The organism is Stenotrophomonas indicatrix (assembly GCF_002750975.1).
GTDB classification, from domain to species: domain Bacteria; phylum Pseudomonadota; class Gammaproteobacteria; order Xanthomonadales; family Xanthomonadaceae; genus Stenotrophomonas; species Stenotrophomonas indicatrix.
The window spans coordinates 190,052-216,335 of record NZ_PEJS01000001.1; the positions used below are offsets into that span (position 1 = coordinate 190,052).

Genomic DNA, 26,284 nt, shown 5'->3' on the forward strand with positions numbered 1-26,284 from the left:
GCATGGAGGCGGCGATGGAGATTCCGGTCGACGACGGCATCGTGCTGTACACCTACTGGCGATCCAGCGCCGCCTACCGCGTGCGCATCGGCCTGGCCTTGAAAGGCTTGGCTTTCGAAGCACGACCGGTGCATCTGGTGCGCGAGGGCGGCGAGCAGCACCATGACGCCTATCGCGGGCTCAACCCGCAGCAGCTGGTGCCCACGCTGCTGCATGACGGCCACGTGCCGACCCAGTCGCTGGCGATCCTGGAGTATCTGGAAGAGCGGTTCCCGCAGGTGCCGCTGCTGCCGGCCGACGCCGCTGGCCGCGCACGGGTGCGGGCGCTGGCGCAGCTGGTGGCCTGCGACATCCACCCGATCAACAACCTGCGGGTGATGCAGTACCTCGAGCGCGATCTGCAGTTGCCGGCCGATGCACGCACGCGGTGGACCCTGCACTGGATGGCCGAGGGCTTTGCCGCAATGGAAACGATGCTGGCCAACAGCGCTGACACCGGTACGTTCTGCCACGGTGACCGCCCGGGCCTGGCCGACATCTGCCTGTTGCCGCAGCTGTACAACGCCCATCGCTTCGGCCTGGACCTGGCGGAATACCCCACACTGCACCGCATTGAAGCGGCCTGCCAGCAGCTGGATGCCTTCATCGCTGCACGCCCCGAAAATCAGGTCGACGCCGCCTGACGTCCCGCTGTGCTCGCCGGGCATGGCCCGTCGCTACCGCGGGCCGGAGACCGGTAGCGCCGGGCCATGCCCGGTGGGCGCGGAATCGGTCGCCAGCAGTTGCCGCAGGTCGTCGCGGAACAACCGGTAGGCGTCCTCGCGCCGCGTATCATCCTTCTGCCGCAGTACCCAGGCAGGATGCACGGTGGCGTATCCCCGGGTGCCATCCTCGAGCGTGAGCCAGCGGCCACGGTCGCGCGTCAGGTTGAAATCGCGACCGAATACGGACGAGGCCGCCGTGGCGCCGAGACAGACGATCACCTGCGGCTTCACCCGTGCGATCTCGCCCTGCAGCCACGGCCGGCAGGCATGCACATGGCGGCTCTCAGGGCGCTTATGCAGGCGCACCTTGCCTCGCCGCTCGTGGTGGAAGTGCTTCACCGCGTTGGTCAGGTACAGGGCGCTGCGTTCGATGCCCAGTTCCTGCAGCGCACGGTCCAGCAGCTTGCCCGCCGGCCCGGCGAAGGGGCGACCACTCAGGTCCTCGACATCACCGGGCTGTTCGCCCACCAGCATGATGCGTGCATCGGCACGACCTTCACCGAACACGGTCTGGGTCGACGCTTCCCACAGCGGGCACTGCCGACAGACGGCAGCCTGCTGGCGCAACGCCTGCAGGCTGCCATTGTCCGCACCGGCACCGGTTGCATCGTTCGGCCGTGCGGGAATACGTCGCTGCGGTGCCTGTGCCGATCGATCATGCATCTCCTGCACGCGGCCGGCTGCGTCGCGCACAAGACCCGGCAACAGGTGCGCTTCGGGAAGATGCTTCCAGTAACGGGCGGGCATTTCCTGCTGCATCATCCGCGTGTTGAGCCGGGCCGGATTGAAGATGCTGGCGTAATAGGTCTGCCACAGCGTCTCCCGGGCGTCTTCGGCGGGTGCATCGCGACGGCTGCCGCCATCACCGAACGAGAGCGCGCTGCCATCCCAGCGGACACTGCGCGCGGGTGTCAGGATCGCCCAGCGCATGCCGGCAAAACGGCGGGCGAAAAACGGCGCGACCCGGTCGACGATGTTGTGATCGGGCTCGAACCAGGCGATGAACGCGTCGGTCTCGCCGGGCACCTCCCGGAAGCGCACGAAGGCCTTCATCTTGTGCGTGTCGCGGCGCACCGCCTGCGCCAGCGCCATCAACCGCAGCACATCGGCGTCGGCCGGATTGGACAGCACCGTGCGTTCGCCATGCGCGATGCGCCACAGCAGGCGGTACAGCAGCGGCAGGCGCTGCGGATCGCGATGGCACAGGCAGGTAGCGGCCAGTTCGACGAAGTCGCGCGGCACGTTCGGGACGGTGGCGCCGTCGGGCGGTGGCGCCTGCTGCACCGCCGGCGCGTCCAGCAGCGACGCTTCGGTACCCGTGATCCAGTCCAGCTGTTCCGGCAGCACGCCGCGCAGCAAGGCCTCACGCGCCGCACCGCGCCAGGCATCCAGCGACCACGGCGGGTCTACGCGCAGCGACCAGCGCTGCAGCTCAGGCAGCGGGTGCGGCATCGAACAGCGAGCCCTGGCGGGGTGGTGGCGCCAGCTTCGCGCGCAGCGCCGCCGGATCATCCAGCGCACTGCGCGGATGGTGGTCGGCCAGCTGCACGAACGGCAGCAGTTTGCTCATCGGCGCCTTCAGTCGTGCAACGTCGGCCACCCGCAGGCGGCCGTGGCGGCGTGCCATCAATACGCGCTTGACGTTGCGCACTCCCAGGCCTGGCACCCGCAGCAGCAGCTCCTTCGGCGCAAGATTCAGGTCCACCGGGAAGCGTTCGGGATGGCGGATCGCCCAGGCCATCTTCGGATCGATGTCCAGATCCAGCATGCCGCCCTGGGTGGTGTCGGTGATCTCCTCCACGCCGTAGCCGTAGAAGCGCAGCAGCCAGTCGGCCTGGTACAGCCGGTGCTCGCGCTGCAGCGGAGGCGGCTGCAGCGGCAGCTGGCGGCTCGCATCGGGAATCGGGCTGAAGGCGGAGTAGTACACCCGGCGCATGCGGTAGTTGCCGTAGAGGCTGTCGGCACTGGTCAGGATCTGCTGGTCGCTGGCACCGTCGGCGCCGACGATCATCTGCGTGCTCTGCCCGGCGGGTGCAAAGCGGGGAGGGCGAGGGCGCGTGCTGCGGCTGGAAACCGGTGCGATCACTGCCGGCGCCTTGCGGGCCTCCTTGGCTTCTTCGATGCGCCAGCGCAGTTCACCCATCGCGCCGCGGATCGATGTGCTGGTCTTTTCCGGGGCGAGGGTGGCCAGGCCCGCCTCGGTGGGCAGTTCGACATTGATCGACAGGCGATCGGCGTAACGACCCGCAGCGGCCAGAAGTTCTGGCGATGCCTCGGGGATCGTCTTCAGGTGGATGTAGCCGGCGTATCGGTGCTCCTCGCGCAGCCGACGTGCCACCTCCACCATGCGCTCCATCGTGTAGTCCGCGTTGCGGATGATGCCGCTGGAAAGAAACAGCCCTTCGATGTAATTGCGCTTGTAGAAGTCCAGGGTGAGCGTGACCACCTCGTCCACGCTGAAACGCGCGCGCGGCACGTTGCTGGACACCCGGTTCACGCAATAGGCGCAGTCGTACACGCAGAAGTTGGTCAGCAGGATCTTCAGCAGCGACACGCAGCGGCCATCGGGCGTGTAGCTGTGGCAGATGCCCATGCCCTCGGTACTGCCGATGCCGCCGGAGGCGCGCGAATCGCGCTTGCCCGCACCGCTGGAAGCGCAGGAGGCATCGTATTTTGCGGCATCTGCAAGGATGGCCAGCTTGCGTATGGTTTCCATTGAAGAAACCTACGCACGAGGGGTCTCATTGGATGAGACCGCCCCTTAACCCTTCAGGATTCCGCCGGGCATGGCCCGGCGCTGCCACCACGCGTCCGGTAACGCCGGGCCATGCCCGCCGGGCGCGCCGTCAGAACCCGTGGGTAATGCTCGGCGCGCCGGCCGAGAAGTCCGCATACGGATCATGCTCGCCGCTGCCGCCTTCGGACAGGCGGAACTTCAGCGCCAGGCCATCGCGCGAGTCAGCCGCGCGCAGGGCTTCTTCCTGATCGATGGTGCCGTTCTTGGCCAACCGGAACAGGCACTGGTCGAAGCTCTCCATGCCTTCTTCCAGCGAAGCCTCCATCGCCGCCTTGATCTCGTGTACCTGGCCGCGACGCAGCAGGTCGCGGATCATCGGCGTGTTGATCAGTACTTCGGTGGCCGGCAGGCGGCGCCCCTCCTTGTTCTTCACCAGGCGCTGGCTGATCACCGCACGCAGGTTCAGCGCCAGGTTCATCAGCACGTTCTTGTGCGCGCTTTCCGGGAAGAAGTTGAGGATGCGCTCGATGGTCTGGTCGGCGTTGTTGGAGTGCAGGGTGGCCAGGCACAGGTGCCCGGTTTCGGCGAAGGCGATCGCCGCCTCCATCGTTTCGGCATCCAGGATCTCGCCGATCAGGATCACGTCCGGCGCTTCACGCATCGCATTCTTCAGCGCATTGTGGAAGGCATGGGTATCGAGCCCGACCTCGCGCTGGTTGACGATGGACATCTTGTGCTTGTGCAGGTATTCGATCGGGTCCTCGATGGTGAGGATGTGACCGGTGGTGGTGCTGTTGCGATGGTCGATCATCGACGCCAGCGAGGTGGACTTGCCCGAGCCGGTGGACCCCACCACCAGCACCAGCCCACGCGGGGTCATGATGACGTCCTTCAGCACCTGCGGCAGGTTGAGCTCTTCGATGCTCGGAATCCGGCTGCGGATGGCGCGGATGACCATGCCCACTTCACCGCGCTGCTTGAACACGTTGACGCGGAAACGCCCGGCATCGGCCAGGGCGATGGCCATGTTGAGTTCCAGCTCGCGCTCGAACTGCGGCACCTGGCCCTCGTCCATCAGCGAGTAGGCGATCTTCTTCACCATTCCCGGCGGCAGGCCGGTATTGCCGAGCGGATACAGCTTGCCCTCGATCTTGATGTACACCGGCGCGCCGGTGGTCAAGAACATGTCCGAAGCGTTCTTTTCGGTCATCAGCTTCAGGAAGTAGCCGATATCCATTGCGAATTTTCCCCAACGAAACTGCCGGTGCCCGTTGCAAGCACGGTACCGGCTTGACGACAATGGCCGCGAACCGACAACCGGTACGGCCTCCCCAATGAAACGACTTAGCTTCGCACGAATGCGCCACAGCCTGTATGTGATGGCGTTTGCATTCGCACTCTCTGCTCCCGCCTGGGCGCAGGATGGCGCGTTGGAACTGGCCCAGGCCCGGCAGGCGGTGGACAAGGCCACCCAGGCCGACGCCGACCAGTACGCCCCGGACCTGATCGGGTTGGCCCGCCAAGGGCTGGAGCAGGCCCAGCGTGCCGCTGGCGACCGCCGCGAGCGCAAGAACGCACCGGCCCTGGCCCTGCGTGCCACCGTTGACGCCGATCTGGCCCGTGCCCGCAGCGAGGAAGCCACGGCGACCGCACAGCTGCAGCTGCGCCGCAACGAGGTCAACCAGCTGCAGCGCCAGTTGTCGACCGGGGAGGACCGCCGATGAAGACGATTTCCGCGCTGACCCTGGCCACGCTGCTGGCCCTGCCGACGCTGGCACTGGCCGCTGACAACCCGATGGTCGGCCAGCTGAGCCAGCGCCTGATGGCGATCCAGGCCAATCCGGACACCGCCGAACTGGGCGCCTTCGAGCGCATGCAGGCGCAGCAGGCCATTGCCACCCTGGAAAAGGCCAAGCGCCGTGACCAGGAGCTGGCCACCTACCTGGCCGAGCGCCGGGTCGAGATCGCCGAGACCGCCGTGCGGGCTGCGCTGGCCGCGCGCGAGGTCGACCGCCTGGAGCGCACCCGCGGCGACCTGCTGATCGAGGCCAGCCGCCGCGATGCCGCCCGCGCCCGCCAGGAGGCCGAACAGCTGCGCATGCAGGCGCAGATGCAGGCAGAAGAGGCCGAACGCCTGCGCCAGGCGGCCGAGGCCGAGACCCTGGCCCGCCAGGATGCCGAGAACGCCCTGACCAGCGTGGCCGGCAAGCAGCAGCAGCGCCTCAGCTCCGCCCAGCAGAACGCGGCCAAGCTGGCCCGTGAGGAAGCCGAGCTGGTGTCCGGGCAGAAACTTCCGGGCTCGAAGTTCGATGGCCGCGGCGAGGTCTTCACCTTTGCCGGTGACGCGTTTGCGGCCGGGGCCTCGAGCCTGTCCGGTGGCGCCCGCAACCAGGCCAAGGCCCTGGCCGAGTACGTGAACATCGGCAAGAAGGGCAGGATCCGCATCGAAGCCTATGACAGTGCCAATGGCGTCGGCCAGAAGCGCGCCGAGGCACTGCGCGACGCGCTGGTGTCGGCCGGTGTCGCCAGCAGCCGGATCCAGGTTGCTGGGAAGAAGGCCGCCTCCACCCGGGCCCGCTCGGCCGAGGTCGTCATCGCGCCGTAATTGATTGATATTGTTTGTTTTTCGTTGTGTTGAGTATTCAGCCTGAACCCCGCCTCGGCGGGGTTCGGTCTTTTTGCCGCAGGGGCTTGAACCCCGTCCAGAGCAAGCGTAGGGTCAATTGTCCGGGACGCAATAACGCGGACCGGACGATGGGAGGGCCGGGCCGATGCAAGCAGGGCGCGAACCGCAGCAGATCGAAGTGCGCAGGCCAGTGCCGCACGTCGTTGTGGGCACCCATGTGGGCATCGACCGGCACTCCTCCATGAACAACGCCCCGTGCCTTGCGGCCGGGGCGTTCGTGTATCTGTCGAAGGAGGTCCATCATGTTTGAAGATCAGCCCCAGAGCGAGATCGACGCCCGTCGCGCGCGCGATCCGGAGTTCCGGGCACTCCATGACCAGCACCGCAAGTTGAACAAGAAGTGCATGGATGCGGAGTTGGGTGTACTCCCGATCGATGATGTCACCCTGGGTCGAATGAAGCGCGAGAAGCTGCTGGCCAAGCAACGCCTTCTGCGAATGTACGAAACACCGCTCGCAACCTCGTCCCCCACGCATTGACGCACCCCTGTCGTGCCCGGAATGGCATGACCCGGCCATCGATGGCCCTGCCAGGCTCTCCTGACCTGGCAACGCGGCGCCGCTGAACGCAGGCGTCGCGCCAAGGCACCACACGCGGTGGTGCCTTGGCCCCGCAGGTACGTCCCCCGATGCGGGCGGTACCGGTCTCCTCGTCGATCCGGGGCCGTCCGCATCCCCTTGGGCCGCCAGCCGAGCTGGTGGGTGCCGACCGTGGGTCAGCACGCCTCCCGCCGGGCATGGCCCGGCGCTACAGAAACGGCTCCTGACTTTCGTCGCCATCCATCGGATAATCACCGGTCCGGCCCTGTGTGGCGCGAACCGAAGTCCCCCGAATGCCCATCCATTCTTCCGTCCTCGAACTCATCGGCCAGACCCCTATCGTCAAGGCCCAGCGCCTGGATGCTGGCGTCTGCGAGCTCTACCTGAAGCTCGAAAGCGCCAATCCGGGCGGATCGATCAAGGATCGCATCGGCCTGTCGATGATCGAAGCGGCAGAGAAGCGCGGCGACCTCAAGCCCGGCGCCACCCTGGTGGAAGGCACCGCCGGCAATACCGGCCTGGGCCTGGCGCTGGTGGCCCAGCAGAAGGGCTACAAGCTGATCCTGGTGGTCCCGGACAAGATGAGCCGGGAAAAGATCTTCAACCTGAAGGCGATGGGTGCCGAAGTGCGCCTGACCCGCTCGGACGTGGCCAAGGGCCACCCGGAGTACTACCAGGACCTGGCCAAGACCATCGCCGAGCAGACCCCGGGCGCCTACTTCATCAACCAGTTCGGCAACCCGGACAACCCGGCCGCGCATGAATTCGGCACCGGCCCGGAGATCCTCGAGCAGATGGATGGCGATCTGGATGCCATCGTGTTCGGCTGCGGCAGCTCCGGCACCATGACCGGCCTGTCGCGCGCCTTCGCCACGCTGTCGCCGAAGACCGAGCTGGTGCTGGCCGACCCGGTCGGCTCCATCCTGGCCGAGTACATCAACGACGGTGTGCTCAACGACAAGTCGGGCAGCTGGCTGGTGGAAGGCATCGGCGAGGATTTCCTGCCCTCGATCTCCGATTTCAGCCGTGTGAAGAAGGCCTACGCCATCACCGATGCGGAGAGCTTCCATACCGCGCGTGAGCTGCTGGGCAAGGAGGGCATCCTCGGTGGCTCCTCGACCGGCACCCTGCTGGCGGCGGCGCTGAAGTACTGCAAGGAGCAGACCACGCCGAAGAAGGTGCTGGTGCTGGTCTGCGACACCGGCAACAAGTACCTGTCGAAGATGTACAACGACTACTGGATGCTGGACAACGGCTTCCTTGAGCGCCCGCAGCACGGTGACCTGCGCGACCTGATCCTGCGCCCGTACGGCCAGCGCGACACCGTCGTGATCGGCCCGAACGACCTGCTGACCACCGCCTATCAGCGCATGAAGCTGTATGACGTGTCGCAGCTGCCGGTGCTGGACGGTGACCAGCTGGTCGGCATCGTCGACGAAAGCGACGTGCTGCTGCACGTCTACGGCGACGAAGCACGCTTCCGTGACCCGGTGGCCACCGCGATGGTCAGCAAGCTGGACCGGCTGGATGTGAAATCGCCGATCGAGGCGCTGTTGCCGGTGTTCGACCGCGGCCAGGTGGCGATCGTGATGGATGGTGACACCTTCCTCGGCCTGATCACCCGCATCGACCTGCTGAATTACCTGCGTCGGCGCGTTCAGTAAGGCGTTTATCGCCGCAGATCGCTGCTGAACCCCGGTTTATCCGCGTCAAAGCTCGTTAAGGCCGCGCTGATAGACTCCCGCTCCTTCGACGGCGCCGGTCATCGGCGCCAATCAGGAAACGACATGTCCAACGCTTCTTCCCCGGACCGCGCGCTGGCGCTGGCCACCCTGGCCATCCATGGCGGCCAGTCGCCCGACCCGAGCACCGGCGCGGTGATGCCGCCGATCTACGCCACCTCGACCTACGCGCAGTCCAGCCCGGGCGAGCACCAGGGCTTCGAGTATTCGCGTACCCACAACCCGACCCGCTTCGCCTACGAGCGTTGCGTGGCCTCGCTGGAAGGCGGCACCCGCGGCTTCGCCTTCGCCTCGGGCATGGCTGCCAGCTCCACCGTGATCGAGCTGCTGGATGCCGGCAGCCACGTGGTGGCGATGGACGACATCTATGGCGGCAGCTTCCGGCTGTTCGAGCGCGTGCGTCGCCGCACCGCCGCGCTGGACTTCAGCTTCGTCGACCTGACCGATCTGGCCGCCTTCGAAGCGGCGATCACGCCGAAGACCAAGATGGTGTGGATTGAAACCCCGACCAATCCGATGCTGAAGATCGTGGACATCGCCGCGGTCGCCGCCATCGCCAAGCGCCATGGCCTGATCGTAGTGGTCGACAACACCTTCGCCTCGCCGATGCTGCAGCGTCCGCTGGAGCTGGGCGCGGACCTGGTGCTGCATTCGGCCACCAAGTACCTCAACGGCCATTCGGACATGGTCGGTGGCATGGTCGTGGTCGGCGACAACGCCGAACTGGCCGAGCAGATGGCCTTCCTGCAGAACTCGGTGGGCGGCGTGCAGGGCCCGTTCGACAGCTTCCTGGCACTGCGTGGCCTGAAGACCCTGCCGCTGCGCATGAAGGCGCACTGCGCCAACGCGATGGCGCTTGCACAGTGGCTGGAAAAGCACCCGGCGGTGGAGAAGGTGATCTACCCGGGCCTGGCCTCGCACCCGCAGCATGAGCTGGCGGGCAAGCAGATGGCCGGCTACGGCGGCATCGTCTCGATCGTGCTGAAGGGTGGTTTCGACGCGGCCAAGCGCTTCTGCGAGAAGACCGAACTGTTCACCCTGGCCGAGTCGCTGGGCGGGGTGGAAAGCCTGGTGAACCACCCGGCGGTGATGACCCATGCGTCGATCCCGGTGGCACGCCGCGAGCAGCTGGGCATCAGTGATGCACTGGTAAGGCTGAGCGTGGGTGTTGAGGACCTGGGGGATCTGCAGGTGGATCTGGAGCGGGCGCTGGGCTGAGCGCCCCGCGAACTGCCATGACACCGCCTGGCCCCCCTCAACCGAATGCTCGGATACGCCTCATGGCGTGGCTGCGCGGGCAGTCATGGCTGCGCGGAGCGTATCGCGCGCTGCCGGGTGTGGTACGTGAGCGCGGGCTCCGACTGCTCACGAGGCGGCTGCAGGCGAAGACGCGCTTCCCGCGCACGCCGGCGTGGGATGTCGTGCCGCCGAACACGGATGCGCGGCTTACCTCATCGACTGCGCCGTCGTCGGCGTGCTCCGGCGTCAATATCATCGGATACATCCACGGGCAGTTTGGGCTGGCGGAGGCGGCGCGAAGCTATGCGCGGGCGCTCATTCGCGACGGAGTACCGGTGGCCCTGGTGGATGTGGACTTGGGCCTGCCACATACCCGCGACGATCACACCTTCGATGCCTGGCTCAACTCCGCTGCGCCGAATGCGGTGAGCATCATTTTCGTCAATCCGGACTATCTGGCGCAGGCGCTGGACAGCATCGGCGAAGCCCGGCGGCAAGGGCGGTACTTGATTGCCTGCTGGTTCTGGGAGCTGGAGAACGTTCCCGAACGCTGGCTGCCCGCGCTGGCCCTGGTGGACGAAGTGCTGGTCGCCACCACTTTCGTGGAACGGGCAGTCCGGCGGGTCAGCCCCAATCCGGTTCTGCACGTGCCCATGCCCTTGGGTGAGCTGCACGCTAGCGGCCTGCAGCGAGCGGACTTCGGGCTTCCCGACGACGCATTCGTGTTCCTGGTGTCGTTCGACTTCAGTTCGTTGATGGCGCGCAAGAATCCTGAAGCGGCGCTGCGCGCGTTCCGGCAGGCTTTCCCACCGGAGCGCAGTAACGTGCGCCTGTTGGTCAAAAGCAGCAATGGTTATCGCTTCCCGCACCTGCTACAGCACCTCTTGCAGTTGGGGCAGGGAGATGACCGGATTCTCATTCGCGACGAAGTGATTGCGCGCGAGCACCTGAATGCGTTGCACCGCTGTTGCGACGTCTATGTATCCCTGCATCGGGCCGAAGGGTTCGGCATGGGCATGGCCGAGAGCATGGCAATTGGCAAGCCGGTCATCGCCACGGCCTGGTCGGGCAACATGGAGTTCATGGACCACGATTGTGCGGCATTAGTCGACTACACCTTGGTGCCAGTGGGCGCGGGCCAGTATCCGGGGGGAGAGGGGCAGCGCTGGGCTGATGCCGACATTGAACAGGCGGCGGGCTGGATGCGCCGACTGGCGGATGATCCCGTCTTCGCCCGGGAACTGGGGCAGCGCGCCCGGAAGAAGGTGGAAATCACGTTGTCCGGCACCAGCGCTGCCCGTCGCATCGTCGCCCGAATAAAAGAAATCGAAGCTGCGCGGGACCACACGCGCGATCTCCTGAAAGAACACGAGGACGGAACACTCCGTGATTGACATGCTGCGGTCCCTGTGGGCCTATCGCTACTTCATCCTCTCCTCGATCAGGAATGATCTGAGGATGCGTTTCATTCGAAGCAAACTCGGCGCACTTTGGATGATCATTCATCCGCTGATGCAGGTACTTATTTTCGCCACCATCCTGTCGGAAGTGCTCTCCGCGAAGATGCCCGGGGTCGAAAACAAGTACGGATACGCGCTTTACCTGATGGCGGGCACGCTGTGCTGGAGCATGTTCTCCGAAACGGTGTCCAAGTGCGTGAACCTGTTCGTGGACAACGGCAATCTCATGAAGAAGATGGCGTTCCCGCGGATCTGCCTGCCCTTCATCGCGGCGGGAACCATGCTGGTCAACAACCTGCTGCTGCTTGTGGCGATCTTCGCCGTGTTCGCCGTGATGGGGCACTTCCCCGAAGGGCAGGTGCTGTGGCTGCCGGCGCTGATGCTGCTCACGCTCGGGTTCGCGATGTCGATCGGCCTGCTGCTGGGGGTGTTCAATGTCTTCATGCGCGACATCAGCCAGGTCGTGCCCGTGGTGCTGCAGGCGCTGTTCTGGCTGACCCCGATCGTCTACAACGTGAGCATCCTGCCGGAGGCAGCGCGGGAAGCATTCAAGCTCAATCCGCTCTACCCGCTGGTGACCAGCTACCAGCAGGTACTTCTCTACAACCAGCCGCCGGTCTGGGCGGATCTGTTGCCGATGGCCGTTGCCACGCTGGTGCTGCTGATTGCCTCGTTGATCGTGTTCCGCAAGGCCAGTCCTGAAATGGTGGACGCGCTATGAGTGGTCAGCTCACGCTCGAAGGCGTAGGCAAGGCCTATCGCCATTGGGGAAGCGAATGGCTGCGTGCGGCCAGTTGGTTCGGCCTGCCCGTTCGCCCCAAGGAAGAACACTGGATCGTGCGCAACGTGACCCTGACCATTGGGGCTGGTGAAGCCGTGGGCGTGGTGGGCCGCAACGGTGCAGGGAAGAGCACGTTGCTGAAGTTGATCACCGGTACGACCCAGCCCACCGAAGGCCGCATTTCCCGGGGAGGGCGCATTGCGGCTATCCTCGAGCTGGGCATGGGGTTCAACCCCGACCTGACCGGGCGCCAGAACTGCTTCCATTCTGCGGGGCTGATGGGCTACACGCAGCAGCAGATCGAAGGGGTGATGCCCTCCATCGAAGCCTTCGCGGAAGTCGGTGAATACTTCGATGAGCCCGTGCGCACCTACTCCAGCGGCATGCAGGTCCGCGTGGCCTTCGCGGTCGCTACCGCATTCCGCCCGGATATCCTCATCGTCGACGAGGCGCTTTCAGTGGGCGACGCCTACTTCCAGGCCAAGTGCTTCAAACGCGTTCAGGAGTTCAAGGAGCAGGGGACCACGCTGATCCTAGTCAGTCACTCCGTGGGCGACATCGTCAAACACTGCGACCGGGTGATCTTCATCAAGGACGGGGGCGTTCACGCGGACGGACCGTCACGCGAGATTTCAAATCTCTATCTTGATGAACTGTTTGGCCGCAAGACGGGCAATGCGGTGGTCGCGGAGCCGGACGGTCCCGCCTCCCCCCCGAATTCGATGGGGGCAGGTATCGAGGATCTCTTCCATACGCGACGCGGCTATAACAAGGGAGAGCATCGATGGGGGCAGGGCGGCGCGCGCATCATCGACTACGCCGTCGTCAGCTGCGGCGAAGAGCATCCTGCACGCCTAGACAGCGGTGCCCGCACGGAATTCATGATGAAGGTCGTGTTTGACCAGGACGTCGAGAGCGCGGTGCCGGGCATCCTCATCAAGACCCTGGAAGGGTTGTTCCTCTACGGCACCAACTCTTTCCTGGCCAGCAGTGGCGCGAAGGTGATCTCTGCTAAAGCGGGTGACGTGCTTGTCTGCGCGTTCCAGTTGCCGATGAACGTAAACGAAGGTCACTACATGGTGTCGCTTGGTATCTCCAGCGGTGATCCGCTCTCCGAGCTGACGCCGCTGGATCGTCGTTATGACTCCATCCTCCTGGATGTGAGTCGCCCGATGCAGTTCTGGGGCATCGTGGATCTGCACGCCGAATTCAGCGTGCGGGCTGCCTGAAGAAATGTTGCATCGTTCGTGCTACCGAGAATTGGAAATTCGTATATGACAGACGTCAACCCCAGCGCTGCAGGCTCTATCGAATTGCTGGTAGCTGCGTTGCCTGAAAAGTACCAGCCCATCTTTGGTCACCCGGAGCTGTCGGAGGGCAGCTCGCGTGGCTGTGAGGACCGCCTTGAGCTGATCCTTGCCACCGCCCAGCGCCTGCAGAAGGCGTTGGGCCGCCCGCTGCGGGTGCTGGACCTTGGCTGCGCCCAGGGCTTCTTCTCCTTGAATCTCGCAGCAGCCGGGCATTCCGTCCGCGGTGTGGATTTTCTCGATCGAAACGTGTTCGTCTGCCAGGCACTGGCGGTCGAGGCCGGGCTGACCCGGGTCACGTTCGAATGTGGCCGTATTGAAGACATCATTGAAACGCTCAATGACGGTGTCTACGATCTGGTCCTGGGCCTAAGCGTCTTCCATCATCTGGTGCATCAGCATGGGTTGTCGGCTGTCGTGGCAATCATCTCCAACATCGCCAGCAAGATCGATTGTGGTATCTACGAAGTCGCCGTGCGCGAGGAGCCGTTGTACTGGGGACCCTCGCAGCCCGAGCACCCGGCTGAACTGCTGAGCCCGTATGCGTTTCTGCGTGTCATGTCGTGGCAGCCTACCCACCTTTCCGGCGTGGAGCGTCCGCTCTACTTTGCCAGTGAAAAATACTGGTTCGTCGGTAACGACTTCCGTGCCTTCGATTCCTGGCGCTTCCAGTCGCACCCCATGGATATGAGCAGCCACCGGAAATCGCGACGCTACTTCTTCAGCAAGGATGTGATGCTAAAACAGTACTCGCTCGCGAATTCGACCAGGCGTGACTTCAATCGCGATGAGTACCAGAACGAAGCTGGCTTCCTAGCGAACGCACCGCAGGCGATGGAAGCGCCCGCGCTGCTGGAGGCGGTGGTGGATTGTGAGAACTGCTGGATCGTGCGGGAAGTGACACCGGGTCGTATTCTCCTGGAGATGATGAAGGAGCATGTTCCCTACGCACCAGAGCGCGTGGTGGATGGGCTGATCCGCCAGTTGGTGGTACTGGAAGAGCAGAATCTCTTCCATAACGACGTGCGCTGTTGGAACCTGCTGGTCGACGTGGATTCTCAGGCGCACCTCATCGACTTTGGCGCCATTTCACCGGAGCGCGCGGACTGCGTCTGGCCACACGACCTGCTGCTGTCGCTGCTGATCACGGTGCGGGAAATCTTCATGGGCCACGTGGGACCAGTGCTACCGGTACGTCGCGGGCTGCTGGATGTATGCATGCTGCCGATGCGCTATCAGGCCGCGTTCGCGCACGCACTATCGCTGCCTCAGGGTGCGTGGACGTTCAAGGAACTCGCTGCGCGGATCAATAGCTGGCCCGGCGAATCGACCGAAGTTACCGGTTACATCGCCGCGTTGGTCGCCGTTGAGCGTGGAATGCTGAGCTTGGAAGGCACGCTCGCTGCTGAGCAGCATGAGGGTAGGCTTGCCCGCCAGGCGCTGGATCAGTCGCGCCAGGATCTGGACCAGTCGCGGCAGGAGCTGGATCGCTCACGCGAGGATGCGCACCGGGGTTCCTTGCTTGCGGAGGCGCGTGAACACGATCTTGCCAGCGTCGCTGCGTTGCAGCGTATGGTGGAAGGTCTAAAAGCACAGCTCGCAGTGCAGGAGGCCGAGACGCGCAGGTTCCATGGGGACAACGCCTCCGTGCTGGGGGCCCTGCATCATTGGCAGGGGCGCGCCAACGAGCTGGAGTCGTTGCTGGAGCGGGTTCGACAAAGCCGTTCCTGGCGGCTGACTCGGCCGCTTCGTGGTTTCCGGCAGTTGCTGCAGCAGCCCATTGCGGTGTTGCGTCGCGTCCTGCTTGCCGTGATGCGCCGCATTAAGCGCCATCCGGATCTGGCACATCAGCTCAGCGCGGTCACACGAATGGTGCCGCCACTGCATGCCAAGCTGGTCTCTGTGGCGGTCAATAATCAGATCATTGCCGAAGTTCCGGCGAGCAAGGAGCATGAAGGTATTGTTGGCGGTGTTGCCGACTTTGCCGGGCTGAATGAGAGTCAGGGCCTCGACCGCTTGTCTATCAGGGCGCGTGGGTTCTACCGAGGTATTGCAGCCGGTTCTTCCAAGGAGCATCGTTAATGCGAATCCTTCTGGATCTACAGGGTGTTCAGGGCGAAAGCCGGCGCCGGGGCATCGGTCGATACTCGCTGTCGCTCGCCCTGGCAGTTGCGCGGAACCGTCGAGGTCACGATCTGCACCTTCTGTTGAACGGCGCATTCCCTGAAAGCATCGACCAGATCCGGCGCGCTTTCGAAGGTGTCGTGACGAGGGCCAACATCCACGTCTTCCATGTGCCGCTTCCCGTCTTCCAACGTGAGCCCGGCAACGAAGCACGACGCCAGCGTGCGGAAATCATCCGCGAGGCGGCCATCGCTACACTGCGCCCCGACATAGTGCACCTTTCCAGCCTGTTCGAAGGCTTCGCCGACAATGCGGTGGGAAGCGTCAACCAGCATTGCCGGGTGCCGACGATCGTGACGCTGTACGACATGATCCCGCTGATGAATGCGAACGTGTACCTGGAGGGTAATACCCGGTATCGCGACTTCTATTATGGGAAGCTTGAGCATCTGAGCCGCGCAGACGCGCTGGTCGCAATCTCCGAGACCTCCGCAGCGGAAGCCCACGAGGTGGCGGGTTTCCCCGAGGAGCGGATCTTCAACATTTCTGCGGCCTGCGATGGTGCTTTCCAAAAGCTGGCGCCCTCTGACCCGCAGCGCGCCTCCATCCGCGCGGCGTTCGGACTGAACAAGGGTATTGTGCTGTACACCGGTGGCGCGGACCGTCGCAAGAATCTCGATCGCCTTGTCCAGGCCTATGCCGGCCTCGACGCACTCACGCGCGCCACCCATCAGTTGGTGTTCGCCGGGCATATGCCCGGCCCGCAGGTTGCCGAGCTGAAGCGCCTGGCTGCCGAAGCCAGCTTGGGCGAGCAAGAACTGGTTTTCACCGACTACATCACAGACCAGCAGCTGATCGCCCTGTACAACGAGTGCAGCCTGTTCGTCTTCTCCTCCTGGCACGAAGGCTTCGGCTTGCCGGTACTGGAGGCGATGGCCTGTGGGGCACCAGTGGTAGCATCGGACGCATCGAGCATCCGCGAGATCGCAACGGACAAGACAGCGTTGTTCGATCCGCAGGATGTGGCCTCGATCAGCGAACGCATGGCACATTTCCTCAATAGTCCCGAAGAGACCGAGCGTCTGCGGCGTTACTCGCTTGAACGAGCCAAGGCCTTCTCGTGGGGGCAGGTTGCCGAGCGCTTCCTTGACGCCTGCGAGCACGTCGCCGCTCTCGGCCTTGAGCGCATTTCGCCGACGCATGCGATGGAGCGCGCGGTCGCTCGACTGGGATCGATGCAGGGCTCGAGCGTAGGCGAAAAACTGGCAGCGGCCGACGGGCTGGACCGCAGTTGCGCGGATGATCTCCAGTTGTTGGTGGACGTTACCGAGCTTGCAGAGAAGGATCTGCGCACAGGCATTCAGCGCGTCACTCGCGCCGTGCTGGCCGAGTGGGGACGCTCACCGGTGGCAGGCTACCGACTGCAGCTGGTGCGGCTTGACCGGAATACGGGTCTCTACGTCTGCGCCAACCGCTATGCGGCCACCTTGCTGGGCATTGAGTCGCAGGCCGATGTGCCCGCGATCTGCCACGCGGGAGACGTTTTCCTGGGGTTGGACCTGGTCGGTTCAGGCGTGAAGGCCGGCAGTGAATGGTTCGCCCATCTCCGTCGCAACGGCGTCAAGGTCTCCTTCGTTGTCTATGACATTCTGCCAGTGAGGCACCCCCAGTGGTGGCCGGGTGGCGGCGGCCAGCATCATGAGGCTTGGCTGCGTGAAATCCTGGCGTGCGCCGACCAATTGATCTGCATTTCGCAGGCTGTGGCGGACGACGTTCGCGCTTGGATGCAGGAGAGCGAGGTTCAGAGCCACGCGCTGATCGAGTGGTTCCATTTGGGCGCGGATCTGGACGGGAGCATTCCCTCCAAGGGACTGCCGGATGAGGCTGGACACATTCTCACACGCCTTGCCGCCGCCCCCAGCTTCCTGATGGTGGGTACCATCGAGCCCCGAAAGGGCCATGAGGCGGTCCTGGCCGCTTTCGATGCGCTCTGGGCCAAGGGGCATGACGTCAACCTGGTCATCATCGGCCGCAAGGGCTGGCTGGTGGATACGGTCTGCAGGAAGCTGGCAGAGCACCCGCGGCGCGGACAGCAGCTGTTCTGGCTGGAGAACGCCAGTGACGAGTTCTTGGACGTGGTGTACGCCAAATCAAGCTGCCTGATGGCCGCCTCCGAAGGTGAGGGCTTCGGGCTTCCGCTGATCGAAGCCGCGCAGCGGGGGCTGCCGATCATTGCGCGCGATATTCCCGTATTCAGGGAGGTGGCCGGTCCCCATGCGCATTACTTCGGGGGCGTCGGCGATGCTCCCATCGCGGCGGCGGTTGACGAGTGGCTGGCGCTGCACGCCGAGGACACCCATCCGCGCTCGGACGGACTGCCCTGGCTTACCTGGGCCCAGAGCGCTTCACAGCTCAAGGATGTGCTGCTGCGGCCAGAGGGCGCAGGCGACACGTCTGCCCCTGGGCGCACCTGAGCTATCATCCCTATCACTATCGATGGGCGCGTTCCCATCCCCCGGCGCTGCCCGTAGGATCTGGCGGCTACCGCCATAACGGACTTTTTTGAAGAGAGATCGGAATGAGCAATAAAAAGGCGATTATCACCGGCATCACCGGTCAAGACGGCGCGTATCTGACCGAGCTGCTGCTCGCCAAGGGCTACGAGGTGCATGGCACGTATCGCCGCAGTAGTTCCGTGAACTTCTGGCGCCTTGAAGAACTGGGCGTGGCTTCACACCCCAACCTCCACTTGGTGGAGTACGACCTCACCGACCTGGGTACCACCATTTCGATGGTGCAGAAGATCCAGCCGGACGAGATCTACAACCTCGCCGCACAGAGCTTCGTCGGCGTCAGCTTCGAGCAGCCGACCACGACTGCGCAGATTACCGGTGTGGGCGCGCTGCACCTGCTGGAGGCAATCCGCCTGATCAATCCGAAGATCCGCTTCTACCAGGCCTCGACCTCGGAAATGTTCGGCAAGGTCCAGGCGATTCCGCAGATCGAGGAAACCCCGTTCTACCCGCGCAGCCCCTATGGCGTGGCCAAGCTCTATGCGCACTGGATGACAGTGAACTATCGCGAAAGCTACGGCATCTTCGGTTCCAGCGGCATCCTGTTCAACCACGAGAGCCCACTGCGCGGCCGTGAGTTCGTGACCCGTAAAATCACTGACTCCGTTGCCAAGATCAAGCTGGGCCAGCTGGACTGCCTGGAACTGGGCAACCTGGATGCCAAGCGTGACTGGGGCTTTGCCAAGGAATACGTGGAAGGAATGTGGCGCATGCTGCAGGCCGATCAGCCGGATACTTTCGTGCTGGCTACCAATCGCACCGAGACCGTGCGTGATTTCGTCAGCATGGCCTTCAAGGGCGCCGGAATCGATGTGGAGTTCAGGGGCAATGACGTCGATGAGGTTGCGATCGATACGGCCAGTGGCAAGACCGTGATGCGCATCAATGCCAAGTTCCACCGCCCCGCTGAGGTCGATCTGCTGATCGGCAATCCGGAGAAGGCCGAGCGAATTCTGGGTTGGAAGCCGCAAACCACGTTGGAGCAACTGTGCCAGATGATGGTCGAGGCCGATCTCAAGAGGAACGAGCGTGGCTTCTCGTTCTGACGGCGCGCCCAAGACTGTACTGGTCACGGGGGCCTCTGGTTTCACCGGGCGCTACATGGTGCAGGCGCTGGAAAGCCGAAATTACTCCGTAATTTCCTTGGCCAGTGCCGTCGGGCTGCCTGATGGCGCGCCACAGTCGCAGGCTGGTGTCGCGCACGTAAAACGAGCAGACCTGCGTGATCTTCGTGCGCTGACACGGGTCATGGACGAGGTGCGCCCAGACCACGTGATCCATCTCGCGGCATTGGCGTATGTTGCTCACGGTCAGGTTGACGACTTCTACCAGGTCAATCTGATGGGAACGCGCAACCTGCTGCAAGCGATGCAGGACGCTGGGCATCAGCCCAGCAGCGTGCTCCTCGCCAGCAGTGCGAATGTGTATGGGAATGCCTACGAGGGCGAGATTTCCGAGTCTTTCGCACCCAGGCCAGCAAATGACTACGCAGTCAGCAAGCTGGCGATGGAGCACGTCGCAGGTCTGTGGAGCGAAAAGCTTCCGCTGATCATTGCGCGTCCGTTCAATTACACGGGTGTCGGCCAGGAAGAGAAGTACCTTATTCCAAAGATAGTTTCCCATTTCCTGCGGCGAGACACCGAAATTGAGCTAGGCAACATCGACGTCTGGCGCGATTTCGGTGATGTGAGAGCCGTGGTCGATGCATATGCACAACTCATCGCACTGCCGCTCGCTTCCCTTACTACCGTGAACGTCTGCTCAGGACACTCACATTCCCTGAGGGAAATCGTCGATCTCTGCCGCCAGATTACTGGGCAAGATATTTCGATAAAGATCAATCCGGCCTTTGTCCGGTCGAACGAAGTACGCGTACTTCGAGGTAGCAATGATCGGCTGAGGCATTTGATCGGAGACTGGCAGAGCCCACCTATCCAGCAGACGCTCGAATGGATGCTGCGCACACAGTAGAAAGAGACTGCGGTCTTTCGAATCGATCAGGCGACTGGGGCGGTTAGTTGGTAACCCCGCAGGAAGGCGACTGTTCAAGGCCGCCCCCGCACGGCAGATGCCTTTCATCAGCGTTCGCTGCCGAATATTTTGTCAAGCTGTCGAGACGCTTTTGTCGACGGCGTCTACTAGGGATTGTTGGATATGCTTCCGTACATGGCGACGGTATTCAGCGTCGCCGCATGCTCCATGGTGTTGCTCACGTGCGGCTCTCTGTTCGTGCGTGCGAACAAGGGTGAGCTGTTACCCGCTGACCTGCAGGGAGCTGTGGGCGCGGCTGCCAGCTTGACGCTTGGCGTTATTGCAACAGCGCTTTTCGTGATCAACGTAAATCTCTGGTTCCCGGGCAAGTGGGTCTATCACGGGCTGGTGGCCCTGGGGGCGTGCGGCCTGCTGAGACTGGTCGTGCTGCGGCGAAGCGGCGGAGCGGAGATTCTCGTCTGGCTGTTGATCCTGACCGCTGCCGTTGCCGCTGTCGCCTACGGAGTTGGACTGCGCGTGGACGCCGCCAACTATTGGCTGGTTGAAACGTCGAACCATGACACGCTCTTTTATTTCGAGGGCGCACGCTGGGCCGTAAACCACCCGGTCTTTGTTGAGCCCGAGGTGGTCTCAGATGCCTTGCATCTAGGCGGATGCCGACTTGGTGCGGTTTACATCGGCATCGACTGTCCGGTATATCGGGGTGGCAGTTACTCGATGCTGGGCATGGCGCTCTCCTTTGGCGCGGGCCGAGCTGCCAATGACATGCTTATCGCCTCAGCATTGGGTGCCCTGTTCATGGGTGTTGGCCTGCTTCCGGTTGCGGTAATGGGAAGGGTCGGGACTGCCAAGTGGCGCTTCCTGTGGTTGCCCGTGCTGGCGCTGCTTGTGGTTGTGATCTATTTTTCGCCGAGCATGTTGGCTGCGGCCATCAACAGCAACGTCGCGACCACTATTGGCGCATCTGCGGCTGCAATGGTGTTGGCGCTTGCAACGTCCCTTGATCGGTGCGGTTGGCGCAGGGCGATGTTGCTCGGACTCGGTGCCTCGCTGGCGGCGCATTGCTACGGTGAGGCCGCCGCCGCCGCCGTGATTTTCGCCGCCTTCGGTGTGATTGCAGGTGCCCTGCTGGACCGTTCTTGGAGCACCTTCCTTAAAGGGGCACTTCTGTGTGCCGGGGCGTTTTTCATCGCATCCAACGTCCTGCTCGGCGAACTGCTGCAGTCGGCGAGCGACGTCGAAGGTATTGCCAGTGGCGGGACGTGGGAAGGAATGTACCTTCATGCCAGTCCTTGGACCTGGTTGGCCGCTCCATTCGCTGGGATGGTGGTCAACGGCAGCCCCTACGTCAGCCCGGGAATGCTCTTGGTCGGATGGTCCTTGACGCTGTTCGTCGGAGTTGGTTGTGTCTACCTGAAGTCAATGCGTCCAGCGCTGCTGGCGTTGGTGGCGGTCTCGCTTTTTCTGGTCGGGTTCGTGGAGATCCGTGACTACGCGTACGGTGAACACAAGGTCGTGCAGATGATCGGCCCTGCGGCTTGTGTGCTTGCCGCGGCGCTGCTGTTGAATTTGTTCAGAGTGTTCAGCGAAGCCGACCGAGGAAAGTGGCAGCGCTGGGGAATCTTGGTCTACGGTGTGATTGTTCTTCTGCTTATGCTGGCTGCAATCCACGAACACGCGCGTCCATCAATGCGCGTTGTGGAGGGCTGGAAAGGTGTGCATGGCCTTTCACTGGATTTCGAGCGGGATTTGCCCGGAGCTGACAACCAAGCTTGGGTGATAGACGATACCGGTGTAGAGGGAGTAGAGAGATTCCAGAAGTCGCACTACGTCGCTTATCTCGCACATGAGCGGTTGTCACGTGCTTACCTGCCCAAGCTGGATCAAGAGGGAATGCGCGGTGGCTACGCAAGGCGTGCGCTGGGAGACAGTCTGAAGTCTGCCACTGATCCACGTTGGGTCGTACAGCTGAAGTCCTTCACGGGAGTTCAATCGCCATTCAAGTACGCGCCAGAGTCGATAAAACCATCAACGGAGTACAACCTGGTTGATCTCTCCAAGGCTGGCCCGGTGGCTGCTGTATCGGGCTGGGGTTGGCTTGCGTGTCAGGCGGAGGGCTGCCCGGTCGCTTCTGGCTTTGAGATCGAAGCTCTAGTGTCGGCTGATCAGGGCACGGACTGTCATTTGACCCTGCATGCCGATCATGCTGCTGACTATCCTTCACTGGAAGTGATCATCGACGCGGGAAATGCGCGCTTGCAGCCACATCGTCTCGCCCCGGAAGGCATTGATATCCCATTGGTCGCGGGATGGCAGCGCATTACCTTCACCGATCCCAATGCCACCCCGGGTGCGCTCTGGGTCGTTCGCGAGGTCACCAGTTCCTGCGCTGGGGTGGCGTCAAAGTAGTTTTTTCCCGGCCGGCGATGAGATCGTGGCAGGCCGGAGGCGAATGTTCCGGGAGGACGGAATCATTGTGACCCGATGATGATTTCTCCACTCCATTCTTCAAGGTAACTGTGCATGCAATTGCTTATCGTGTTCGGGTTGGTATTGTTGGGAGCATTCGGAACTCTGCTACTCAAGATGGGTGCGGAGAGGGTTCAGTACACGCAGGGGCTGCTGCCCCTGCTCGAGTCAGCGTTGCGCAATCCGCCGCTGGTGTGTGGATTCGTGCTCCAGATGATTCCGCTGGTGTCTTGGGTGGTGTTGCTCAAGTTCATGCCTCTCACCAAATTGCAGCCAATGATCGCCCTGACCTACGTGGTGACGCCGGTTCTGGCAGTGTTGTTCCTGGGTGAGCAGGTCAGTCCCCTGCGCATGGCAGGTATCGGTCTCATTGTCGCCGGCGTTGTGCTGGTAAGCGCGAGTTGATCCATGAAGATTCTTGTCGTCCTGACGTATTACTCGCCTTACATGAGTGGCGTTACTGAGTTTGCTCGCATGCTGGCGGAGGATCTTGCTAAGCGGCATGACGTTACCGTACTCACTACCCAGCACGATGCGGAACTGCCGCTGGAGGAGGCGATGAATGGTGTGCGTGTGGTGCGTGCACCGGTATTCGCACGGATGCATAAGGGCGTATTGAGTTGGAAACTCATTACACAGTTCGTGCATTTGGCCAGACAGAGCGATGTAGTCAATCTGCACATGCCGATGTTGGAGTCCGGGCTGCTGTCAATGCTGGTTCCTAGCCGTAAGCTGGTGGTTAACTACCAATGCGATATGGCAGTGGTCGGTGGATTGATTGATCGCGTGGCGGTCAATGTGACTCGGATCTCATGCTGGCTGGCAGTGAGACGGGCACGTCAGGTCGGTGTCTTGACGCATGATTACGCCGGTTCATCTGCCTGGTTGCAAGGCATTCGGCACAAACAGCGTGAAGTTCTGGCTCCCATGAAGGCAATGCCTTGGCCTGTGGCGCAGATTGAGGACGATGAGGTCTTCCGCTTTGGCTTCGTGGGCAGGTTCGTTGCCGAGAAAGGACTGCCGGTGCTGCTGGAGGCATTTGCACAAGTCCATGAGCAGCACGCCGGACGGGTGCGTCTGGTGCTGGTCGGCGACACTCACAACATTGCCGGCGGCGGCATCATGGATGCCATCCATGGTTCAATCGCTGCTCTCGGTGATGCAGTTGAAGTACGTGGCCGGGTCACTGAAGAAGAGCTTCAAACCTTTTATTCCCAGCTCGACGTGCTGGTACTTCCCAGCATCAACCGCTATGAGGCATTCGGCATGGTTCAATTGGAGGCGATGCTCAGCGGATCTCGGGTAATCGCCTCAAACCTGCCCGGTGTTCGAACCATTGTGCAGAACACCGGTAACGGTGAAGTCGTGCCCATCGGTGATGCACCCGCGCTGGCTGAGGCAATGCTGCGCCTGATGGCCAGCCGCCATGGAGTAACCCGTAACGGGGTACGTGAACAGGCATTGCGGGTCTATCCACTCCGACGCTTCTATGACCTGCAGGAGGCGATGCTGGTTGGACGTGAGCCGCCCCACCCAACGGCCTGATCCGCCTCCCAAAGCAGCCGTCACAAACCTATAGCAGTGAACTTGCTACGGCGGCTCTCCCCAGGCACTCTGACTCCCGGGTCGGGGGGGCCTTGCGCTCGGGCGTCCTCTCCATCACCCTTCATGGCGGCAGTTCTGAAGCGGTTCTCGAGTGCGTTGGCGCGACATAGGGAGCGTATGGTGACCGAGGTATCGGAGCAGTACAACGAGCGGTATTACAGCGGTAACGGGCAGGACGGCGATCGTCCGGCGCTGAGACTCTTCACTCGTCTGGCCAAGCGTTACCTGCCGCCCGGCCGTATCCTTGACTTCGGTTGTGGTCCTGGCTTCTTCTTGGATCACCTCCGCCGTCATTTCAATGCAGTGGGTATCGAGCAAAGTCCGTGGGCCAGCGCGGAGGCGCGGCGCAGGACAGGGGTTGACGTGCATGAGTCGATGGCCGGGCTGGCTGATGCCAGCATGGATGCACTGGTGTCGGTGCATGTCGTGGAGCACATCGAAGATCCCGCTCTCGACGCCGTCCTGGCCGAGTGGCACCGCGTACTCCGTCCTGGGGCCAAGGCAATGGTGGTTACCCCTGATGCCGAGGGGTTTGCACACCGTCGCAAGGGTAAAGATTGGATCGCGTTCACCGATCCAACCCATATCAACCTGAAGTCCCATTCCCAGTGGCAGGCCGCGTTCGAAGCGGCTGGATTCAGCGTCGTGCACCGATTCGCCGACGGCCTTTGGGATTTTCCGTATGTCCTGCCTTGGTTAGGCAAGGCAGAAGTCCTTATGCTTGGTTGGCCGACGTTATTCCAGTTCATTTTCGCCCGACCACTACTCCCCGCCGGCAGCGGGGAGTCGATCATTTTCGTGCTGGAGCGTTAGTCGCTTGCCTGAACATCCGGTCAGATTGCGGCCAGCACCGATAGTCCACCCAGCAGTACGGTGATCAGGCTGCCTGAGTCCTTAACCGCAAAAACAACCGGATCGTCGTGCATCTGGCCTCGGTGGGCAAGCAGCCAGGCGCGGCAGATCCAATAGAGCAGGATTGGACAGAGCAGCCACAGGAACAGCGGGTGGTTGTAGAGGTTCTGGCTTTCCGGTGCGTTGATGTACAGGCAAAGCACTAGTACGGAGGCCAAGCCGGATGCGGTCCCCAAGTTCTGCACCAAGCCAAGGTCCTCGACATGGTAGCCCCGCCCGCTGGGTTTCAGTTTGCCACTGGCCAAGGTCAGGCGTAGCTCGGTATAGCGTTTCAGCATCGCCAGGCTGAGGAAGATGAACATGGAGAAGGTCAGCAGCCAGAACGACAGGGTGACGTCGATTGCTGCCGCACCCCCGACAATGCGGATGGTATAGAGCGCGGCGAGCATTACTACATCGATCATCACTACCTGCTTCAACCGCAGCGAGTAGGCCAAGGTGAGGCAGAAGTAGATTCCCAGCACCAGCATGAATGCTGGTGCGACCGCGGCGGCGAGTAGAAAGCCGGTCAAAGTCAGCACCGGTGTGGCCAACAGCCCTGAGCGCAGTTCCAGACGGCCGCAGGCAAACGGCCGCTTACGCTTGCGGGGGTGCTGACGGTCGGCATCGAGGTCGAGCAAATCGTTGAACAGGTAGACACCGGAGGCGCACAAACCAAAGGCGATGAACGCCAGCACAGCGCTGAGTGTGGTCTCCAGTTCCAAGAAACGGTGGCTGGCCAACAGCGGCACGAACACCAGCAGATTCTTCAACCATTGGTGTACCCGCATCGCCTTGAGCCACGCCCGCAATCCGCCACCTTCGCGAGGCCAATGCTCGACCAGTTTCGAACAATCAGCGGCCGCCCGCGCAACGCCCGCGTCGGCATTGACCACCCATGCAGAGTGCGCATGCTTCCAGATCGCAAGGTCGACCCGGGCGTTGCCCACATAGTCGAAGCCGCGTTCCCCGAACTGCTTCACCAACAATTCGGCCTTGCGGTGGCCGGCCAAATTTGTCTGCCCGTCGCTGCAGAACACGTCGTCGAACACGCCAAGGTGACGCGCGATCGGGTCCACCAGCGCAGCATCGGATGCAGTGCACAACACCCGCCGACGGTCGCTGCTGGCCTGCAACAGTTGCACCACGCGCAGGTCGTAGGGAAGCAGTGCAGGATCACCAGCGCCATGTACGGCCAGTTGATGCTTGAGGTGCGCTTTCCCGCGAAGCAGCCAGAACGGCAGCAAAAACAGCATCCACGGCTGCCGTGCAAGCATCCTCAGGAAGGTCTCGTACAGCAGGTCGCTGCGTAACAAGGTGCCGTCCAGATCAACACACAACGGCCTCGATTGGCCGGCGCCAAGTGCACTCACTG

At 62.8% G+C, this 26,284-nt stretch carries 21 protein-coding genes; 17 read left to right on the forward strand and 4 right to left on the reverse strand.

The features are described from left to right. The first annotated feature begins 14 nt into the window (after positions 1–14). Positions 15–683 (forward strand): maleylacetoacetate isomerase, encoded by a 669-nt coding sequence (gene maiA, locus CR918_RS00895; RefSeq protein ID WP_099841850.1) that lies wholly within the window; start codon positions 15–17, stop codon positions 681–683. Positions 684–716: 33 nt separating this feature from the next. Here maiA and CR918_RS00900 read toward each other — a convergent pair whose 3' ends face one another. From CR918_RS00900 to CR918_RS00910, 3 genes are all read right to left on the reverse strand, one after another. After that, positions 717–2,216 carry a UdgX family uracil-DNA binding protein gene (locus CR918_RS00900; protein WP_099841851.1) on the reverse strand — a complete coding sequence of 500 codons (1,500 nt, stop codon included), beginning with the start codon at positions 2,214–2,216 and terminating at the stop codon, positions 717–719. Beyond that, positions 2,197–3,480 (reverse strand): putative DNA modification/repair radical SAM protein, encoded by a 1,284-nt coding sequence (locus CR918_RS00905; RefSeq protein ID WP_059065909.1) that lies wholly within the window; start codon positions 3,478–3,480, stop codon positions 2,197–2,199. Before CR918_RS00905 ends, CR918_RS00900 begins: the two co-directional genes overlap by 20 nt. Before the next feature lie 130 nt (positions 3,481–3,610). Then, positions 3,611–4,738 (reverse strand): PilT/PilU family type 4a pilus ATPase, encoded by a 1,128-nt coding sequence (locus CR918_RS00910; protein ID WP_025878450.1) that lies wholly within the window; start codon positions 4,736–4,738, stop codon positions 3,611–3,613. A gap of 121 nt (positions 4,739–4,859) precedes the next feature. Here CR918_RS00910 and CR918_RS00915 point away from each other — a divergent pair, with 121 nt between their 5' ends. The 16 genes from CR918_RS00915 to CR918_RS00990 all read left to right on the forward strand — a co-directional run bounded on the left by CR918_RS00915 (position 4,860) and on the right by CR918_RS00990 (position 24,831). After that, positions 4,860–5,225 carry a DUF4398 domain-containing protein gene (locus CR918_RS00915; RefSeq protein WP_025878451.1) on the forward strand — a complete coding sequence of 122 codons (366 nt, stop codon included), beginning with the start codon at positions 4,860–4,862 and terminating at the stop codon, positions 5,223–5,225. Then, positions 5,222–6,106 (forward strand): OmpA family protein, encoded by an 885-nt coding sequence (locus tag CR918_RS00920; protein ID WP_025878452.1) that lies wholly within the window; start codon positions 5,222–5,224, stop codon positions 6,104–6,106. The genes CR918_RS00915 and CR918_RS00920 overlap by 4 nt, the downstream gene beginning before the upstream one ends. A 323-nt stretch (positions 6,107–6,429) precedes the next feature. Next, a complete protein-coding gene (locus tag CR918_RS00925; RefSeq protein ID WP_025878453.1) occupies positions 6,430–6,666 on the forward strand; it encodes an HP1242/YdcH family protein in 237 nt (78 codons plus the stop codon). A gap of 353 nt (positions 6,667–7,019) precedes the next feature. Next, positions 7,020–8,390: a pyridoxal-phosphate dependent enzyme gene (locus CR918_RS00930; RefSeq protein WP_099841852.1), complete on the forward strand. Its 1,371-nt coding sequence runs from the start codon at positions 7,020–7,022 to the stop codon at positions 8,388–8,390. A gap of 123 nt (positions 8,391–8,513) precedes the next feature. Next, on the forward strand, positions 8,514–9,686 hold the full coding sequence (locus tag CR918_RS00935) for a cystathionine gamma-synthase (protein ID WP_099841853.1): 1,173 nt from the start codon (positions 8,514–8,516) through the stop codon (positions 9,684–9,686). Positions 9,687–9,748: 62 nt separating this feature from the next. Further along, positions 9,749–11,101, forward strand: coding sequence for a glycosyltransferase family 4 protein (locus tag CR918_RS00940; protein ID WP_223484575.1), 1,353 nt, complete (start codon positions 9,749–9,751; stop codon positions 11,099–11,101). 1 nt (position 11,102) lies between these two features. After that, positions 11,103–11,888, forward strand: coding sequence for an ABC transporter permease (locus CR918_RS00945; protein WP_032976376.1), 786 nt, complete (start codon positions 11,103–11,105; stop codon positions 11,886–11,888). After that, positions 11,885–13,177, forward strand: coding sequence for an ABC transporter ATP-binding protein (locus tag CR918_RS00950; RefSeq protein WP_099841856.1), 1,293 nt, complete (start codon positions 11,885–11,887; stop codon positions 13,175–13,177). Before CR918_RS00945 ends, CR918_RS00950 begins: the two co-directional genes overlap by 4 nt. A 45-nt stretch (positions 13,178–13,222) precedes the next feature. Continuing rightward, positions 13,223–15,337 (forward strand): methyltransferase domain-containing protein, encoded by a 2,115-nt coding sequence (locus tag CR918_RS00955; protein WP_099841857.1) that lies wholly within the window; start codon positions 13,223–13,225, stop codon positions 15,335–15,337. Next, positions 15,337–17,853 carry a glycosyltransferase family 4 protein gene (locus CR918_RS00960; RefSeq protein ID WP_099841858.1) on the forward strand — a complete coding sequence of 839 codons (2,517 nt, stop codon included), beginning with the start codon at positions 15,337–15,339 and terminating at the stop codon, positions 17,851–17,853. The genes CR918_RS00955 and CR918_RS00960 overlap by 1 nt, the downstream gene beginning before the upstream one ends. A gap of 104 nt (positions 17,854–17,957) precedes the next feature. Further along, positions 17,958–18,998: a GDP-mannose 4,6-dehydratase gene (gmd, locus tag CR918_RS00965; protein WP_032976373.1), complete on the forward strand. Its 1,041-nt coding sequence runs from the start codon at positions 17,958–17,960 to the stop codon at positions 18,996–18,998. Beyond that, positions 18,982–19,923, forward strand: coding sequence for a GDP-mannose 4,6-dehydratase (locus CR918_RS00970; protein WP_099841859.1), 942 nt, complete (start codon positions 18,982–18,984; stop codon positions 19,921–19,923). The genes gmd and CR918_RS00970 overlap by 17 nt, the downstream gene beginning before the upstream one ends. Before the next feature lie 195 nt (positions 19,924–20,118). After that, the gene (locus CR918_RS00975) at positions 20,119–22,353 is read left to right on the forward strand and encodes a hypothetical protein (protein ID WP_133119654.1); all 2,235 of its coding nucleotides are present in this window, start codon (positions 20,119–20,121) and stop codon (positions 22,351–22,353) included. 114 nt (positions 22,354–22,467) lie between these two features. Beyond that, positions 22,468–22,818, forward strand: coding sequence for an EamA family transporter (locus CR918_RS00980; protein WP_051585010.1), 351 nt, complete (start codon positions 22,468–22,470; stop codon positions 22,816–22,818). A 3-nt stretch (positions 22,819–22,821) separates the two neighbouring features. Next, positions 22,822–23,958 carry a glycosyltransferase family 4 protein gene (locus tag CR918_RS00985; RefSeq protein WP_099841861.1) on the forward strand — a complete coding sequence of 379 codons (1,137 nt, stop codon included), beginning with the start codon at positions 22,822–22,824 and terminating at the stop codon, positions 23,956–23,958. Between the two features lie 180 nt (positions 23,959–24,138). Beyond that, complete coding sequence (locus CR918_RS00990) at positions 24,139–24,831, forward strand: class I SAM-dependent methyltransferase (RefSeq protein WP_157804313.1); 693 nt, start codon at positions 24,139–24,141, stop codon at positions 24,829–24,831. A 20-nt stretch (positions 24,832–24,851) separates the two neighbouring features. Here CR918_RS00990 and CR918_RS00995 read toward each other — a convergent pair whose 3' ends face one another. Next, on the reverse strand, positions 24,852–26,282 hold the full coding sequence (locus tag CR918_RS00995; RefSeq protein WP_265350030.1) for a UbiA family prenyltransferase: 1,431 nt from the start codon (positions 26,280–26,282) through the stop codon (positions 24,852–24,854). Between the last annotated feature and the right edge of the window lie 2 nt (positions 26,283–26,284).